This is a genomic window from Bartonella sp. AP7XZML (assembly GCF_042195745.1).
Lineage (GTDB): Bacteria > Pseudomonadota > Alphaproteobacteria > Rhizobiales > Rhizobiaceae > Bartonella.
Genome location: NZ_JBHIOT010000101.1, coordinates 23643 through 42622, shown reverse-complemented (window position 1 = coordinate 42622; position 18980 = coordinate 23643). Strand labels below are relative to the sequence as shown.

11 protein-coding genes and 1 pseudogene are annotated in these 18980 nt (G+C 39.4%); 7 read left to right on the top strand and 5 right to left on the bottom strand.

Annotated elements, in window-relative coordinates:
• Positions 1–8 precede the first annotated feature (8 nt).
• On the top strand, positions 9–662 hold the full coding sequence (fsa, locus tag ACFILT_RS08455) for a fructose-6-phosphate aldolase (protein WP_375678361.1): 654 nt from the start codon (positions 9–11) through the stop codon (positions 660–662).
• Here the strand turns inward: fsa and lptE are convergent.
• Positions 659–1267 (bottom strand): LPS assembly lipoprotein LptE, encoded by a 609-nt coding sequence (gene lptE, locus ACFILT_RS08450; protein WP_375678360.1) that lies wholly within the window; start codon positions 1265–1267, stop codon positions 659–661. The two genes, fsa and lptE, sit on opposite strands and share 4 nt — an antisense overlap.
• On the bottom strand, positions 1254–3896 hold the full coding sequence (leuS, locus tag ACFILT_RS08445) for a leucine--tRNA ligase (protein WP_375678381.1): 2643 nt from the start codon (positions 3894–3896) through the stop codon (positions 1254–1256). The genes lptE and leuS overlap by 14 nt, the downstream gene beginning before the upstream one ends.
• A 165-nt stretch (positions 3897–4061) precedes the next feature.
• On the opposite strand from leuS, the gene ACFILT_RS08440 reads away from it, so the two are divergent.
• Positions 4062–4751: a YggS family pyridoxal phosphate-dependent enzyme gene (locus ACFILT_RS08440; RefSeq protein ID WP_375679902.1), complete on the top strand. Its 690-nt coding sequence runs from the start codon at positions 4062–4064 to the stop codon at positions 4749–4751.
• A gap of 528 nt (positions 4752–5279) precedes the next feature.
• Here the strand turns inward: ACFILT_RS08440 and ACFILT_RS08435 are convergent.
• Positions 5280–5510 carry a hypothetical protein gene (locus ACFILT_RS08435; protein ID WP_375679901.1) on the bottom strand — a complete coding sequence of 77 codons (231 nt, stop codon included), beginning with the start codon at positions 5508–5510 and terminating at the stop codon, positions 5280–5282.
• 962 nt (positions 5511–6472) lie between these two features.
• Between ACFILT_RS08435 and acs the strand changes: the two genes are divergently transcribed.
• From acs to ACFILT_RS08415, 4 genes are all read left to right on the top strand, one after another.
• Complete coding sequence (gene acs / locus ACFILT_RS08430; protein WP_375679900.1) at positions 6473–8416, top strand: acetate--CoA ligase; 1944 nt, start codon at positions 6473–6475, stop codon at positions 8414–8416.
• 532 nt (positions 8417–8948) lie between these two features.
• Positions 8949–9608 carry a cell division ATP-binding protein FtsE gene (ftsE, locus tag ACFILT_RS08425; RefSeq protein WP_273723097.1) on the top strand — a complete coding sequence of 220 codons (660 nt, stop codon included), beginning with the start codon at positions 8949–8951 and terminating at the stop codon, positions 9606–9608.
• Complete coding sequence (locus ACFILT_RS08420; RefSeq protein WP_375628714.1) at positions 9601–10554, top strand: cell division protein FtsX; 954 nt, start codon at positions 9601–9603, stop codon at positions 10552–10554. Before ftsE ends, ACFILT_RS08420 begins: the two co-directional genes overlap by 8 nt.
• A gap of 4 nt (positions 10555–10558) precedes the next feature.
• Positions 10559–11227 carry a YdcF family protein gene (locus tag ACFILT_RS08415; RefSeq protein WP_375678357.1) on the top strand — a complete coding sequence of 223 codons (669 nt, stop codon included), beginning with the start codon at positions 10559–10561 and terminating at the stop codon, positions 11225–11227.
• A 60-nt stretch (positions 11228–11287) separates the two neighbouring features.
• Here the strand turns inward: ACFILT_RS08415 and ACFILT_RS08410 are convergent, their stop codons facing one another.
• Both ACFILT_RS08410 and ACFILT_RS08405 read right to left on the bottom strand, forming a co-directional pair.
• Positions 11288–11491, bottom strand: a complete 204-nt coding sequence (locus tag ACFILT_RS08410; RefSeq protein WP_375679899.1) for a hypothetical protein — start codon at positions 11489–11491, stop codon at positions 11288–11290.
• Positions 11492–12568: 1077 nt separating this feature from the next.
• Entirely contained in the window at positions 12569–17524 is a 4956-nt protein-coding gene (locus ACFILT_RS08405; RefSeq protein WP_375679898.1) for a DEAD/DEAH box helicase, read from the bottom strand.
• Positions 17525–18254: 730 nt separating this feature from the next.
• Between ACFILT_RS08405 and ACFILT_RS08400 the strand changes: the two are divergent.
• Positions 18255–18441, top strand: a pseudogene (locus tag ACFILT_RS08400) (integrase); the annotation flags it as partial.
• Positions 18442–18980 lie beyond the last annotated feature (539 nt).

Genomic DNA, 18980 nt, shown 5'->3' with positions numbered 1-18980 from the left:
GGTTAGAGATGAAATTTTTTGTGGATAGCGCCAATATTGAAGAAATTCAAGAGTTACAGAATTTAAGCCTTGTTGATGGTGTTACCACCAATCCCTCTCTTATCCTAAAATCAGGACGCAATATTCTTGATGTTACAAAAGAAATTTGTGCTCTCGTTAGCGGACCTGTTTCTGCTGAAGTTGCAGCAACGGAATTTGAAAGCATCATGAAAGAAGCAACTGTTTTAGCAAAGATTGCCGACAATATTTGTATCAAGCTTCCTTTAACACTCGATGGATTAAAAGCCTGTAAAGCCCTCACAGCAGCAGGACTAAAAACAAATCTCACACTTTGTTTTTCTGCCAATCAAGCCTTATTAGCCGCCAAAGCAGGCGCAACATTCGTTTCACCTTTTATTGGTAGACTTGATGATTGTGGAAATGATGGAAGTGAACTGCTTCATGAAATTCGCACAATTTATGATAACTATAACTTTGAAACACAAATCTTGGCCGCTTCAATCCGCACCGTTAATCATGTCAAAGAAGCAGCACTCAGTGGTGCTGACATTGCAACAGTTCCACCAGCAATCTTAAAAGCACTGGTCAAACACCCTCTCACCGACAAAGGGTTGCAAATATTCCTCGACGACTGGAAAAAAACAGGACAAAATATTGCTTAATATCTAGAATTTTTATTGGAAAGATCTTTTGAAAGTAACAAAAAGATCTGTTCAGCCAACTCTTCCGCAACACGTTTTTTTGCATCTTCTTCTGCTTGCAGCGTTGCATATTCTTGACGAAGTCGCTCAAAAGATGCATTCATCATTGCTGTTCCTTTTGCAACAAGAGTATTTTTCATATCCTGCAAAGTGTAAGAAGCTCTGCTCATAACAGTTCCAACAGAAGGTCGTCCCTTTCTCTTTTTCTCGAAATCAACCTCTATCTGCATAGATTCTCTTGTAAAGACGGATATCTGTAATGCCAATTGATAAGCAGGTAGAGAAGGTTTAGCACCATTTCCATACAAAAGAAAAAGCAGATGGTTGCGCACCATTTGACCAAAACGATCCGAAGGTTCTTCCACAACAATAGAAGCAAGCTTTTGCGCTAATCCCAAAGAAGCTTGTCCAGAAGGGTATCCAGAAGAAGGATTCCCATAAGAAGCAGAATCCATTGTCATTGCACTCTGCAACTCTTGACGGTAAAGCGGTTCAACTTTGCATCCACACAACAGTGTGAATACACCAGCTAAAATGACAAGAATAGAACTTCTAAAGAACGACATTCACAATCCTTTTTGGAACAACAATGATTTTTTTCACGGGCTTTTCAATCAGCTGCGCCTTTACAAAATCTAACGCCAAAACCGCTTCTTTAATCATCACCTCATCAGCAGTTGCTGCAACGCTCACCTCACCGCGTTTTTTACCATTAATTTGTACTGGCAAAGTATAGCATTCCGCAACGGTTAACGTACGATCATAAACAGGCCAAGAAAGCGCAGATATTAAACTTTTTCCCCCTAAAGCAGCATGACATTCTTCTGCTAAATGGGGCATCATTGGTGCAATCATAGCAAGAAAAAAATCCATAGCTTGACGTAAAGAAGCTTTCATTTCATCGTCAACACTTTCTATCCTATTTAACAACGGCGCCATAATATTCAAGAATTCATAAAGGCGTGCAATAGCCCGATTAAAAGCGAATTTTTCCAAATCATCTTCTACAGCGCAAAGCGTGCGATGTGCGACCTTTGAGAGTTCCAAAGCCGCCCCCTGATGCCCTGCACAAGGCGCCACATCCTTTAAAATAGAAGCACTCACAGCCACATGGCGCCAAACACGCTGTACAAAGCGATGTGCACCTTCAACACCAGATTCTGTCCAAATGACATCTCGCTCGGGAGGAGAATCTGACAACACAAACCAACGCACAGTATCAGCGCCATAAGATGCAATAATATCATCAGGATCAACGACATTCTTTTTTGATTTTGACATTTTCTCAATCAAACCAATCGTCACTTCACTTTGATCGGTTAATTTATAAGCACACCGCTTTCCATCTTTTTCAACAATCGAAATTTCTGCTGGAGAAACCCACCCTTGATCATCTCGATAGGTTTCATGCACCACCATCCCTTGGGTAAAAAGCCCCTTAAAAGGCTCATCTACCGTCACATGACCGACCAATTTCATGGCACGCATAAAAAAGCGTGCATAAAGAAGATGCAAAATGGCATGCTCAATTCCACCAATATATTGTTGCACAGGCAACCATTCAGCGGTTGCTTGTTTGTCAACCGGTTCTGATGCAAAAGGAGCCGTAAAGCGTGCATAATACCAAGAAGAGTCAACAAATGTGTCCATGGTATCGGTTTCGCGTTTGGCAAGTTGACCACAGGAAGGACAAGTAACATTTTGCCATGTTTCATGTCGTGCAAGAGGATTTCCTGGTTGATCAAAAGTAACATCATCAGGCAACACAACCGGTAAATTGGCACGTGGAACAGGAACAACCCCACAAGTTGTACAATGGATCATCGGAATAGGACACCCCCAATAACGTTGACGTGAAATCCCCCAATCACGCAAACGAAATTGCACTGTTTTCTTCCCTTGCGGTTGCCCATTGAGCATTTGTTTTTCAAGCTTTTTAGCAGCTTCTTCAAAAGCTTGTCGGGGTGTCAAACCATCCAAAAAACTGGAATTGATCATCACCCCATCACCCGTATAAGGTGTTTCAGTAATAACAAAATCTTCTGCTTGCTCTCCTTTTGGTAAAACCACCGGTTTTATTGGAAGATCATATTTACGCGCAAAATCGAAATCTCTCTGATCATGAGCTGGACAACCAAAAACAACCCCTGTTCCATAGTCCATAAGCACAAAATTCGCGATATAAACGGGAATATGTACTGTTGAATCGAAAGGATGAACAGCCAAAAGGGGCGTGAAAAACCCTTGTTTTTCAGCTGTTTCAAGTGCTGCCGTTGTCGTTCCACCACACCGACAATTTTCAATAAAAGCACTCAACGCTTTGTCTTTTTTTGCCAAAGCTTGTGCAATAGGATGATCAACAGACAGAGCCAAAAAGGAGGCACCAAACAGTGTATCAGGACGCGTTGAATAACAAACAACCTCATCAAATTTCTCACAAACATCACCAGCATCACCCGCCGACTTTAAAGCCCAACGAATCAGCAAACCTTGTGATTTTCCAATCCAATTTTTTTGCATGGTGCGAACTTTTTCCGGCCATTGGTTCAGCTCTTCAAGCCCTGCCAAGAGATCTTCACTAAAGTCGCTAATTTTGAAAAACCACTGCGTCAACTCACGTTGTTCCACCAACGCACCAGAACGCCATCCCCGCCCATCAACAACCTGTTCATTGGCCAAAACAGTATGATCAACAGGGTCCCAATTCACCTTAGCCACTTTACGTGCTACCAACCCCTTTTGATAGAAATCAAGGAACAACATTTGTTGTCGGTGGTAATATTCCTCATCACAAGTCGCAAATTCCCGAGTCCAATCTATCGAGAGCCCTAATTGCTTTAATTGCCCACGCATCACCGCAATATTTTGATAGGTCCAAGTTTTAGGGTGCACTTTATTTTGCATAGCGGCATTTTCAGCCGGCATCCCAAAAGCATCCCACCCCATGGGATGAAGCACATTAAACCCCTTGGCGCGTTTATAGCGTGCAACCACATCCCCCATGGCATAATTGCGCACATGCCCCATGTGAATACGGCCAGAAGGATAAGGAAACATTTCTAAAACATAATATTTTTCACGAGCATCTTCTTGAAGAGTCTGAAAAATTTTCTTTTCATCCCAAATTTCTTGCCATTTTTTTTCTCTCGCACGTGGATTATAGCGTTCGCCTATCTTATAATGCTCAATTGTCATTCCCATTATACTCTTTTAATAAAACAGAACCAAAAACTTGTTTTATTATGCTTGACCATGGATTAACCTCATCGTCAACATTTTCGTGAAATATTTCCCTAAGTATTTTATAAAACTTTAAAAAAAACGACCAACTCTTGAACAAAAAAGGTAAAGCACAAAAACATGAATACACAAACGCCCCTCGATGCCCCTTCCATTGAAGCATGGCAAAACCTTCGAAAAGACATTGCTGAAACATGTCAAGAGTTACAACGCCCTGTAGAAGAAATTGAACTTATCGCTGTTTCAAAAACTGTTTCTGCCGCTGATATACGCCCCATTTTACAAGCAGGCCAATCTTTGTTTGCAGAAAACCGCGTACAAGAAGCAGCACAAAAATGGCCTGCTTTACGTCAACAATTTGAAAATATTAAACTCCATCTCATCGGTCCCCTACAATCAAATAAAACGGCAGAGGCAGTAAAACTTTTTGATGTCATCCAAACGGTTGACCGTGAAAAAATAGCCAAAAGCTTAGCTGAAGAAATGGAAAAGCAAAAAAGGCATCTCCCCTGCTACGTTCAGGTTAACATTGGATTAGAACCGCAAAAAAGTGGTGTTGCACCGCAAGAAGTGATCCCTTTTGTTTCTCAATGCAAAAACAACTATGGACTCGATATCATCGGTCTTATGAGCATCCCCCCTATCGATGAAAACCCCGGACCCTATTTCGCGCTCTTAGCAAAATTAACAAAACAAGCAGGTCTTTCAAAGCTTTCCATGGGTATGTCCAGTGACTTCAAAACCGCTCTACAGTTTGGCTCTAATGTCCTTCGCATTGGCTCCGCTTTATTTGGAAAACGCCCTGTGTAAAGCAATTCCCCCTTATATAAATTCCCATTGAAGATTCTACGAACAAGCCAAAAACAGCAGAAATGAGAAAAACATTCCCTTCAATCTCAATAAAGGAGCAATTCTAGCAAAAAAGCTAGTCTTCTCAAATTTCTCACCGGCACATCCACAACCCGTACAATAGCTTCAAAATAGTATTGAAATTTGGCTCTCATATTCTCGCACATTGGTTCTACTTCACCTCCCCTCTGACCGCCTCTCCACCAAAAGCACGCAAAAAAGAAATCCTGAATGTAAAAGCAAAATAACAAAAATAGAGGCGTTGCACATGAATGAAAAAACTGTCGCGAAATAAATAATTGCAAAAAAATATTGACTACGATTATCGCAATGATTGCCATCAAAAACAACGAATTCTCTTAACTTCTCCAACACGCGTAAACAATTTCCCCACATGCCAATGGCGTAAAGCAGGCAAAAAGAGGCTTATGGCTGCATAATACAGTAACAAAACTCTTTCATGTAAGTCACTTGAGCAAAATAAACATCTCAAATGCCCAATAGAGCACCAAGAGCCGCGTTAAACAACATGAATAGCAATCTATAAGGTCCAACAATAGCAAAAGGCTTTCTATGCTCTACAAAGCATAAAATACGGTCAATATTCGCCTGAAAAATAAAAGAACTAATCCCAAGCATATGCGCATAATACATGCAGGCAAAACAATGGCAATGAGATCGATCCCAATAACGATATTTCTTTATCGTTCTCGTAAACAAAGAGAAAAACTTCAACTTTTCATATACGCAATTTTTCTAAATTTAAACTTTAATTAAGAAAAAATATGGTGTAATTTCTTATATTTTAAATATTATAAGTAATATTATTATCTATTTAAGAAAAAATTTCATATATACATAATATATATTATTCATACAGTGTTTTTATTGTTATTTTTAAAGTTTATCTTTGACATTTTTCTAAAAATACATGATAGCCATTTGAAATGTATCATTATGATACTACTTTTAATGTAGATAATTAAGGAGAATTAATATTTTTGGTTCATGCAGCACATTCGGTCATATAGCGACAAAGATATCTCTGAAGATAAATAATTCTGTAAATATATTCGAAAGAATATACCAAAATTAAATATCTACATCTGTGGATAAAATAGTTTTCGGAGATATCTATTGTGAATCACATCTTATAATCAGGATTTTTTTATAATGAATATTTGTTATGAAATCGTAAGAATGTTTTGTATTCTCATTGTCTTTATCCCTATATATGCTATTGGTTTTTAAAAGTGGTAGTTACAGTTGGAAAGTAACTATAAAATAAAATTTATATACAGTAATTCTTTTCATTATTTTTGATATTTTGGTTTAATTAATTATTAATAAACTTATTCTTTTTTAAATAAGGGAATACAAAATAAAAAACATTTAAAGTGATAATCAATAAAGCACCTTTATCTCCCTTTTTATATGATATTTTTTAGTGCCTTTGTGCGTTTATAAAAGGCTCTATACCGCAATAGTCTTTGCCATATTTGAATATCCTAAAAGCATAAAATACCTTTTTAAGAAAAACGTATCAGATTTAAAAATTGACTATTCTAATCTTTGTCATTTAGTCTAACCTCACAATGAAAAGCTTTTGGGAAAACTCTGCCACAAATATAACCATACAAAATACAGAGGCTGATTTTTCTAAAAAATAAAAAGAGGGAAGCATGACTGAAAAAATCTATCCAGTATCAGAAGAGATCAAAAAAAATACTTTGCTCGATGAGGAAACTTATCAACAATGGTATCGAGAAAGCATTAATGATCCAGAAAGCTTCTGGGCAAAACATGGTCAACGCATTGAATGGTTTAAACCTTTTACAAAAGTAAAAAATACTTCTTTTAACGGAGATGTCTCCATTCAATGGTACGAAGATGGGATAACAAATGTTACCTATAATTGCATTGATCGCCACCTGAAAACCCATGGAGACAAAATCGCGCTCATTTGGGAAGGAGATAATCCTTATCATGATAAAAAAATAACCTATAACGAGCTTTATGAACATGTTTGTCGTTTTGCCAATCTTTTGAAAAGTCGTGGCATTAAGAAAGGCGATAAAGTAACCATTTATCTCCCCATGATTCCCGAAGCAGCCTATGCTATGCTCGCGTGTGCCCGCATTGGTGCTGTTCATTCGGTTATTTTTGCAGGCTTTTCTGCTGAAGCAATAGCAGGACGCCTTGTTGACTGTGAATCAACCTTTATGATTACCGCTGATCACGGCTTGCGTGGCGGCAAACGGATTAACTTAAAAGACAACGTTGACCATGCTATTGAGATAGCAGCGCGCCAAAACGTGCATGTGGACAAAGTCATGGTTATACGGCGGACTTGTGGACCCATTCAATGGGTAGAGGGGCGTGATTTTTGGTACCACGAAGAGATAGCTCATACCAAAACAGCTTGTCCACCAGAACCAATGAATGCTGAAGATCCACTTTTTATTCTTTATACTTCAGGCTCCACCGGCAAACCTAAAGGTGTTTTGCATACCACAGCAGGCTATCTTGTTTTTGCCTCGATGACTCACCAATATGTTTTTGATTACCACCCCAATGAAGTTTACTGGTGCACAGCTGATATTGGGTGGATTACCGGTCATTCTTACTTGGTTTATGGACCTTTATGCAATGGTGCGACCACTTTAATGTTTGAAGGCACACCAACCTTTCCTGACAAAGGCAGATTCTGGGAAATTGTCGACAAGCATCAAGTCAATACACTCTATACCGCACCAACAGCTATCCGCGCCTTAATGGGAGCAGGAAATTCATTTGTTGAACACTCAAACAGGACGTCGTTGCGTCTTTTAGGAACGGTAGGAGAACCTATTAACCCAGAAGCATGGGAATGGTTTTATCATATAATTGGAAATGACCGTTGTCCGATTCTCGATACATGGTGGCAAACGGAAACAGGAGGGCATATGATCACGCCCTTGCCCGGTGCAACACCCCTTAAAGCAGGATCAGCCACACGTCCTTTTTTTGGTGTTCAACCCCAAATTGTTGATGCCCAAGGCAATATTTTAGAAGGTGAAGCAGAAGGCAATCTTTGTATCAGTGATTCATGGCCAGGACAAATGCGCACGCTTTATAAAGATCATGAGCGCTTTATTCAAACTTATTTTTCCTCCTATAAAGGAAGATATTTTACAGGCGATGGTTGTAGGCGCGATAGTGACGGCTATTACTGGATTACAGGGCGGGTTGATGACATTCTCAATGTCTCGGGACACAGGTTAGGAACTGCTGAAATTGAATCAGCCCTTGTTTCTCATCCCGCTGTATCAGAAGCAGCCATTGTGGGTTACCCGCATCCCATTAAAGGACAAGGAATTTATAGTTTTATCACCTTAATGGAAGGGACAGCGCCGAGTGAAGAGTTACAAAAAGAGCTTATTAAACATGTAAGACAAGAAATAGGTTCTATTGCCATATTGGATAAAATTCAATTTGCCCCACAGCTTCCCAAAACGCGATCAGGAAAAATTATGAGACGTATTTTACGAAAAATCGCTGAAAACGATTTTGATACTCTCGGAGATATTTCAACCCTTGCCGAACCGCAAGTTGTTGAAGATCTGATTGCCAACCGACAAAACTAAAAAACACGACGCAATACAACATACGGTGGTTTTTGTTTTTTTGCTAAAATTATCTCAGCATTATTACGAAAACCACTGAGGAGAATAAAAAACAAAACAATTCATGAGAAGCTCAATCATTCTAACAACAAACGCTTTTCTTCATGAGAGGTAAGAAATAATTTAAGCAAAAACCTCAGAATTGGGATACGAACAAGAATAAGAAAGTACGATAAAAAGAGCAACATAGCTTTTTAAAATCACCTAATGTCCACTCAATGCAAAAAAGCCTCTGAGTAAGAAGGAAAAATAGTTCTGATGTTTATGCTAGAATCCCTTTGAAATTCCTGCTAAAATCATAAACAAAGCTAAAAAAGAAAGTATAAGTGATAATATTCTTGAGCAAAAATATTTATCTATAACGAGGGTGTATAAAAAATATTGAAAACCATGAAATCTAAAATAAACAAGCTTACAACAAAAATCTAAAGCAATGAAAGTAAGAGTTTTTAGAATAAATGATGCAATATAAAATCAGGAGTAATAATAAAAAGTGATTCATTTTGAAAATGTCGGCCTACGCTATGGAATGGGCCCTGAGGTCCTTCGTGATATTAGCTTTCATATTCCTCCTGGATCATTTCAATTTCTCACAGGTGCCTCTGGAGCAGGGAAAACGTCGCTGATGCGTCTTATGTTTTTGGCACTCAAACCCACCCGCGGTCATATTGATCTCTTTGGAACAGACACAGCATTACTCAAACGACAAGAGCTCCCTGCGCTGCGACAACGTATCGGGGTGGTTTTTCAAGATTTTCGTCTCCTTGATCACATGACCACTTATGAAAATGTCTCCTTACCTTTACGCATTAAAGGACAAGAAGAAGCAACCTATCGCAGTGAAGTGGAAGATCTTCTCTGTTGGGTAGGTCTTGGAGATCATATTCATGTTTTACCACCGGTTCTTTCCGGTGGGGAAAAACAAAGGGTAGCCATTGCACGCGCACTCATTGATCAACCTGAAATTCTACTTGCCGATGAACCCACCGGAAATGTCGATCCGCCCTTGGCAAAACGCCTCCTCCGTTTATTTATTGAATTAAACCGTTTTGGAACGGCTGTTATCATTGCCACCCATGATATTGCCTTAATGGAACAAGTTGCAGCACGGCGTATGCTTCTCCATAACGGACGGATGACGATTCATGAATAAATTTTTCTCCGTTTTTACCAGCAATAAAAAAAACACAACAGCGATTATTCCCAGTGGCAATATTTCTGGAAAAGCACTAGTAGCCGTGATTGCTATTATGACATTTCTCTCAAGCCTCACCTTAATTGGTGTTGATTTAGTCCAACGAGCCGCCCAAAATTGGAGTAATCAGATTAGCTATGAAGCAACAATACAGATACGCCCCATTGACAATGTTGATATCAACAAAGCACTCCGTGATGCCGTACAATTGGTTAAAACATTTTCTGGTGTACAAGATGCAAAAATTGTTGACCAAAAAGCTACAGAAAAGTTACTGGAGCCATGGCTTGGAACAGGCTTCAATGTCAATGAACTACCCCTTCCCCGCCTCATCATTGTGACCCTGAAGAGAGATGAAAAAATCAATTTTGCAGCCATTAATCACGCCATTAAAACCCAAATTCCAGGAGGTCAATTTGATGATCACCGTGTTTGGGTTCATCGTTTTGCGACCATGGCACACACCACTGTTTTCATTGGTTTTTCAATTTTAGCATTGGTTTTAGGCTCTCTTATCCTCACCATCATTTTTGCCACCCGCAATGCATTGGCAGAAAATACACATATTATCAATGTCTTATATTTCCTTGGTACTGAAACTCTTTTCATTGCTCGCCAATTTGACTGGCATTTTTTTAAAACTGCGCTGCGTGGTGCTTTATATGGTGGTCTCACAAGCATATTTCTATTTTCAGCCTTTTGTCTCTGGACGAATTATAACTTGGGAAGAGTAGAAGCTAGCCAAGTAACAGCTTTGTTTGGACATCTTTCCATAAGTTCCATCCCCTACGGAAAAATCATTTTTCTTATTATTTTCGTTTCTTTTCTTACCACCCTTACAAACCGCATGACTATTTTAGCGCAACTGAAAAAAATTGATCAATGTGAAAACGGTTTATTTTAATTTTATGACTCACAACACTTTCAACTCATTGACGCAAAACAATTTAGAACGTCCTCTTCCAAAACGGACCCACTATAATAGTTGGTCTCCCTGCTTTTTATTTCGCTATTTTCCACCGACAACCCTTACTCTTTCAATCATTGTTTTAATTTTCTGGGGCGGTTTTATTATTTTTTCTGAAAAAACTGAACGACTTTCTCCCCCAACACCTCTCCCCAAAGCGGATGCCATTATCGTGCTTACAGGCGGAGAAAACCGAATAGAGACAGGACTTAATCTCTTACAAAAGGGGCTTGGTTCACGTCTCCTCATCAGTGGCGTAAATACCACAACCAATCTGAAAAGTCTCATGCACAACATGCATATTACCCCACGGCTTATCTCCTGTTGTATTGACATCGGGCATCAAGCGATTAACACCAGAGGAAATGCTAAAGAAAGCGCCGATTGGATCAAAAAACACCACTATAAAACCCTTTATATCGTCACCCATGATTACCATGTGTGGCGCTCAATGCGAGAACTTAAATATTTAATGCCTGATATCCATTTCATTGCCTATCCTGTTAAAAAGAACAATGCTGAAAGCGCAATACAACAGATCAATCAAATCCGCATTCTTATATTCCAATATATTAAAACGCTCCAAGTCTATATCAGAACCGCATTCTAATCTTTATCCTTCTGACTTTTTAAAAACCTTGCCACCCACGAACCGCTTCATACCTTTCTCTCATACTCTTCCACAAGAAGTTGCCTCTATAAAAACTCGACAGAGCTTACCCTCATACAACGCAGAACATCCCAATGCACGTGTCACTGTATTTGCACGTTCACCCAAAACATCTCTTACATCCCAAACATATCTCACAGCGCGGATCTGTACATGCCATCCCAATATTATAAGCTCTTGTAAATAGAGCCCCCAGACAGCCATAAGATCTCCAGACTTGTCATAAAAATCTATTTATACCACTGTCTTACCCTTCATAAAAAATGCAAACCGCCTCACCCTATACTTTGCCACCCCCCCAAGTATTACGATAGCTCTTAAACCTCTTGGGATGATTGGTAAGAGGTATGCATTACGCCTTTCTTAAACACGAACATACCAACCTCGTATGACATGCAAAGAAGTAATTTTAATAGATTTAAAATGAGAAAATTTATAATACTTAGATTTCTCATTCAACAGAGAGAATGTTAAACTATCATTATAAGTCAATATATTAGTAACTATTTCTTCATTCTACAAAGCATCTCCATAAGAGCATTTTAGATCACAGATAGAAATAAGCTCAAAACGCACACCGCTACAAATACCCCACGTTTTTTATCGCAATCTTTTTTGAAATCATTTCGCTCTCTAAGATCACCTTTTGTCTGGTTTCCTCTCCCAAAAAGAACGAAAATTTTTAAACTCTAGTAATCTGTAAACAATAATAACTCAGCTTCTTGTCTAACGCGTTCCACCTGCTCACTTCAATATCAGAACACCTCAAAGGACAGATTTCATGAGAATTGTCATGTCCTCTCAACATCTCAAAGGACGATGATTCCTATCAGCAACGATTTGTAAACAGTTCACTTTCTCTGGACAGGCTCCACTCAGCTTCGCCATTTATATGGTTTACTCACATAAAGCTCGACAAGAAAACCCTGCCTGAGAATATTCATCACTGCCGCTAAAGCTCATGCGTCATAATTTTAGCGACCTCACTGCCTAAGGTGCTTTATCACATACAATATATTGATTTATAATGGAACTTTATTACGCTTTAACTTGAATGAGAGCTCTCAATATCATCAGATTCTCTCATTTCAAATCTGCTCTCTATTGAATCAATCAAAACCATTTTCTTGCACATCACAAAGGAAGAGAGCCTGCGCAGCGTAAAACTGTACAAGAAAGACATGCCTCTTATGGACTTGTCTCAAGTGCCAAGGGCTGTCGCAATACCCACGAGCTGGCAAGGTGTATGATAGTGCCAGTTTGTTACGACTCAACACTTTTTTACCACACAATGGATAATTTAACCTTTTCAGTTTCTCTCACTTCCAATTTTGGCAGGTTGCGCACAATTTTCATTGTTTCCAAGCTTACAGTAATAACCCGCTGAAACAATTCCAATGGATAAGCTGGATTACCCACCGTTTCAACAGCATAGCGATTGGCATCATTCACAATCCCACTCGCTTTATCCGTTTTGACAACCTGCCGCTCCATAACCCATTCAAGAGCAGGCCTGCCATTGATCACATACTCATAAGCTTCAAGAGGAATATTCTGCATCGTGATATGCGCATTATAAATCACTGTGCTTTTATCAATAGCGCCACGCTTACCAGCAAATTTCATCGCCTCAACACGATAAAAACTCTTCTCATCAGAAATCACCCAAGTTCTTGGATCTCCCTGTTTATAGGTAACGGGATAGGGTTCAATCTCTTCATAATTCATATGCAAATCACCAAGCTTGCGCCCTGCTGTAACAAAAGCCCAAAAATCCTCTACCTTTTTAACTGTTGGAATACGCGGCAATTGTTTAGATAAATTATGCGCATAGCGAGCACGATAATCTTCAGAATGCAAAATCCCGTAAACATAATAAAACAAATCATCCTTTGTTATCATTTCACCAGGATAAGCTGCCTTAAAATAAGCCAACCCTTCATCCGTAAGAGCATCACGCCGCTCTAAACCAGTTTCTTTGCTTTCCTCTGCAAAATTTGCAAACAAATGAACCTGATCCCCCTCCTTATTTTTCAAGGACACAGCATCTTCATAAACATACCGTGGAAAACATTGACCAGTATCCATTGCATGAAGATTAGATAAATTCTTAGTCATCAGAACAGAAAAGCCACTGCTTGCTCCAATTCCCGTAACTTGTATCACCTTATTTTCAGCCGCTTGTTCCAGAGGAAAAATATGTGGCATTTGTAAAACTCTATGGTTAAAAACACGATTGTAATAGAGCCACTGTTGTGTAAAAGGACGATAAAGGCTCTGGGTAATATACGTATCTTTAAATTTAAAAGCTTTCCCCCTTATTAATTCTTCTTTAAGGCTACTACTCCAACTAATCTTTCTAGAATCTGTATTGACAAAATCGTTCACAGCATTTGCACGTGCTTTGCGATCAGAATGTAGATACGCAGCATTAAAACGCTCTACTTCACTGTTATAAAAAGCAATCATATTGCTCATATTCTTTGCTAAAGCTTCACGACTTGAGTTATATGTCCAAGCATCACGACTAGTTTGTATACCGCCAGAAAAATTTTCAAAGAGCCTTTTATCACTGCCTTTCTTGTCACCTAAGGCTAGAAATTTTTCAAAATCATTATTGCGCTGATTCAGCCAATCGCCATGCTCATCAGGTGTAATCATCTGCCAGCTGTGTTCACGTGTGATACCACCAATACTCCCCAACCTCTGAAGTTCACGGAGCTTTTCTTTTGCTGTGAGATAATCTCCAATATCACGAAAATATATTTTCCCATGCTGTTGTGCATCCGGATTTTTAACCAAAATGGAAATCGCAATAGGTGCGCGAGACCCAGAACCAAAAATCTTTCCCCCCTCCTTTCGAGAGAGTTCTCCAGAAGTTCGTTGATTCCCCCGCAAATGGAAAATATAAAGGCTGCTAAATTCCTCGATTAAACATTTTCGTAAACCATCCGTAGAGTAACTACTGATAAAACCTGCATTTGTCACAAAACCAATAACACCACAGTCTTTTATACGGTCACTTGCCCAACGAATGGCACGAATATAACTGTCATAAAGTCCATTAACATTGCTTGCTTTAGATTGAGCGGCATAGGTTTCACGAATGCGACGATCCAATTTAGGATAGCCAATATTCTGCGCATTGTCGTTTTCACTTTTTTGTCCAGAAGAATAAGGGGGGTTGCCAACAATAACACGAATATCCAGTTCCTTCTGGTGCGCCCGACGTGTACTGTTATCCACCAGCAAATCACTGATCAGGTCTTTTTCTTGCTCATAAAGCTGGAATGTATCGGTCAAACAAATTCCCTCAAACGGAACATAATCGCCCCCCATCAGACCATGATAGGTCGTCTCAATATTAATGGCTGCAATATAATAGGCTAAAAGCACGATTTCATTGGCATGAATTTCACGACAAAATTTGTGTTTCATCTCCTCTGGTTTTATCAAACCCGATTGTAAAAGCCGCGTGATAAAAGTACCCGTTCCAGTAAAGGGATCCATGATGTGCACACCCGATGAGCCAAGCGTTTGCCCAAATTCTTGCTCTAAGACATCATTGACAGAGTGCAAAATAAAATCCACAACCTCGACGGGGGTATAAACAATGCCTAATTTTTCTACAGTGCGTGGAAAAGCATAACGAAAAAACTTATCATAAAGCTCTACAATCAACCTCTGTTTTGCTTTTGGATCCGTAATGCCACTGGCGCGTAATTTTACACTTGCGTAAAATTTTTCCAGATCTTTGGATTCCTTATCAAGATTTGCCTCATCAAGCACATCAAGCATACGTTGCATAGCACACGAGACAGGGTTCTCACGTGTGAACTGATAGCCTTCAAACAACACCTGAAAGACAGGACGCGTGATAATATGCTGTGCCAACATCTCAATCGCATCAGCTTCTGTAACAGCATCATTTAAATCATCACGCAGTTCTGCCACAAACCTGTCAAAGGCTTGACGCGCCTCAGTATTTGGCTCTGCCAGAATGCCTGTTAAGCGCGTGATATGATTCTTAGCAATTTCAGCAATATTGCTCGCCCAATCCTCCCAATAATCACGTGTCCCACATTTCTTAACGATCTTTGCCAAAATCGCACGAGAAAGTTCATCTACGCAGAAAGAAAGCTCCTCGTTTACCTGCTCTGTAAGAAAGCAATCATGCTCCAGACTTCCAATTCCCGCTCGTGCAGGCTGTGAGCGAACCGGAAGATTGTCTACAACAGCCGTAACAGCCTCTAACTCAGTGCTCTGCGTGACACCAATAATCTCAATCACATTGCTGATATCTTGCCCGAGGGATGCCTTATTAATCGTCGCATCAAAACGATCATCATGCGCACGCAAAGCATTTAAAATTTGCCAGATAACCCGATATTTATCATTGTTGTTCAAAGCCTGTTCCGCTGGAGTATCAGGAGGAATACCAATTGGCAAAATGACATATCCCATCTTTTTACCCTCAGAGCGACGCATCACCCGCCCAACCGCTTGCACAACATCAATCTGGCTCTTGCGTGGATTTAAAAACATGATCGCATCAAGAGCCGGAACATCCACCCCCTCAGACAAACACCTTGCATTGGTTAAAATACGACAAATATCATCCCCACTATCAGCTTTCAGCCAATCAAGTAATGCACCACGATCCTTTGCATTGAAAGTGCCATCAACATGCTCAATTTCACACTTCAGAAAATGCTCATTTTCTGTATCCTCTTTCGTATAATCAAGATATTCTCTAACAACCGTAGAAAACTCATCACGCACAAGTTCAGAACTTTTAATAGTTTTACAAAATGCTAAAGCACGATGCATAGGATATGAATCCGTACCAACATCAGCCTTCATATTTTGTTTTGTCAAAGCCTTATAACAGCCAATAATCTTTGTTGCATCATCAAGAATAAGCTCAGAATCGCTATCACTAAGGCGCTTCTGAACAGCGGAACTGACCAATTTTTCGTCCATTGCTAAGACAATAACCTTATAATCTGTTAAAAGATCATTTTGTACTGCCCATGAAAAACCCCGATAAAAAAGTGTTTTACCAAAAAGCTTTTCATCATCCATAGAAGCAAGAACAGCATTAACTTCATTCGCGCGACTTTTTGCGTTATCACCAAAAATGCGTGGTGTCGCTGTCATATAAAGGCGTTTCTTGGCGCAAATAACATCATTAGAATGCACCTTAACAAAATTGGATTCACCCTCGCCCACCAGCGTTGCCCCTGTTGTACGGTGCGCTTCATCACAAATGATAAGATCAAATGTTGGCAAACCATAGTTTTTCTGAGCATCAGCAATCACCTGAATAGATTGATAGGTTGCAAACACCACGGTCATCTTATCTGCAACACTCTTCGCCACCTGTTCTGCAAGTTTAGCAGCATCGGTTGTCGCCGGAAAAGCAAGATCAAACACATCAATTTCAGCAACATCATCACTATTTTTACGACGCTTTCCCACTTGTGTATCGGAACATACAGCAAAAGATCTCAATCCGATTCCTGCATCCGTTGTCCATTCACGGACCGTCTGTGACATCAGTGCCAAGGAAGGAACAAGAAACAAAACAAACTTGCCTTCACCCGCCAAATCCTCAGCAATTTTAAGACTGGTAAATGTCTTACCAGTCCCACAAGCCATAATAAGCTTCCCCCGATCTGCTTGAGCAAGCCCAGCACGCACATCAAGCAATGCTTCCAATTGATGTGGACGCAACTTCTTTTTATCCTCCAAAACAACTTTGCCCTGGGCTGCAAAAATTTCCCAACAGACCGGACTTTGTTGCATATCGGAAAGATTAATTCGTATAACAGGAATATCCTGCCCCCGTATCATTGTTTCAGCGTTATCACTCCAAGCACTTTCAGTACTATCTATAATAACACGCCGCTTGAATGGAGCTTTCCCTGATGCCGAAATAAAACTATCAATATCTGCTTTTTTAATTCGATAGGCTGCATCATAAAATTTACATTGGATTGCTGCAAACCCCTCTTCATCACGAAGCTTTGCCACAAGATCAATACCGGTATCCCGACCATCCCAACCATTTTCATGAGCCCAATCTTTAAAGGTTTGAACCTTTTCATAACACCCAGACTGAAGAGGATCATATATTAGATAAGCAAGAGCAAAACGCTCAAAATATGTACCTTTATCTCGTTCGGTACGCGCTTCATCACGATATGTCTGTAAAAGCGATTGCAGCGTCGTCATGCTTCCCCCCAATGAAAAATACCTTCAATTATCGAATCTAAACCAATTCGTCAATGCCTCTTGTTCTACCCAAAAAACTTAAAAAAGCTTAAAATTGCTTGATTTTAAGACATTTCTTCTATGCTTAATTAAATCAACAATAGAGAATCTTTTGATCCTTTTGAGTATCCCCCAAATCATATGATGCATTTATTGATGTCTATATCCCTATGGAAATAAACGGTAAGGCGTGATGATTTTGAAAATATTTTTTGCCTTTTGTTAAGAATACAAAATAAAGTGCGCAATAATTTTAGGATTTAGCTTAAGAATGAGAGGAGGAAATGGATACGACACCTGCGAACACACAAGACACCAAGGAAGAAACTCCACACACAAAACAGCGCATTTTACGAACGATCATGCATATAATTTCACTATAAATACGCAAAATATTAATCGTGATATTCAAAATATTGATTTTTGAAATATTTCTTTATCTTTTGTTCTTTCGTAGACTAATTATTCGCTTCTTATACTTTATAGCGGGTGGTTTTAGAATTCTTTTTTATATGTACAATATTTTGATTTATAATGATAATATAGCGTCATTCATATTAAATTAGAACTCTGAATAACGTAAGATTTTCTCATTTCAAATCTGTTTATCTTGAATCAATCAAAACCACCCGCTTGCACATCACAAGCGGGATGAGTGTGTGGAGAAAAACTGTACAAGAAATGACTAAAAATGGCTCTTATGAACCGCCGCCTTAATGCAAGGTCTATCGCAACACCCAAGAGCTGGCAAATATAATGATGGTGCCGGCTTATTACTTCATAAGCGTAAAGATGGAGGTGCTCAATAGATTTACCATGAACAGCGTCGCAAAATAGGCTTAGATACCTTGAGAAATGTTTCTTTAAAACAAGAGTGTTAATGTGCAACACAATGGCGCTCTGTATCGAACTTGTAGCAGGAGGAAGAATACCATACCAACTAGACATACCATTGCTCATCACTAGCGCCATTATGTTCTTTAGCAGCATAACTGCAGCTTGGTATTACGATGCTCTTACTTCATCTCACATCTGCTGAATATGAGCTTATTCTTTTTCAATAAATGAAAGCCCCTTTCATTCATACATCATTCAAAATAAGAAGCTATCCGCCTCTCAAACTTTTTGTTGTCCTCACCAAACTCATGAAATCAAACCCGCATCTCACGGTATTAGTTCTTAAGATCACGCCCCCTACCGAGTATCTGACGGCATCCTTACCCTAGAAACTCAAATGGCTTGTTTATCCTTCAGCTCCAAAATCATGAGATAAGGCAGAAAAAAGCGATGCCTTAAACAAAATATTCTAAAGAAAGCTAAGTTACTCGCATAAAGGAACAGAAAATGGCTGTGTCTTAGGTCACATTTTAAAACTTGAGCACGATCATAATTTATTTGCATAAACCTAAACACCTAT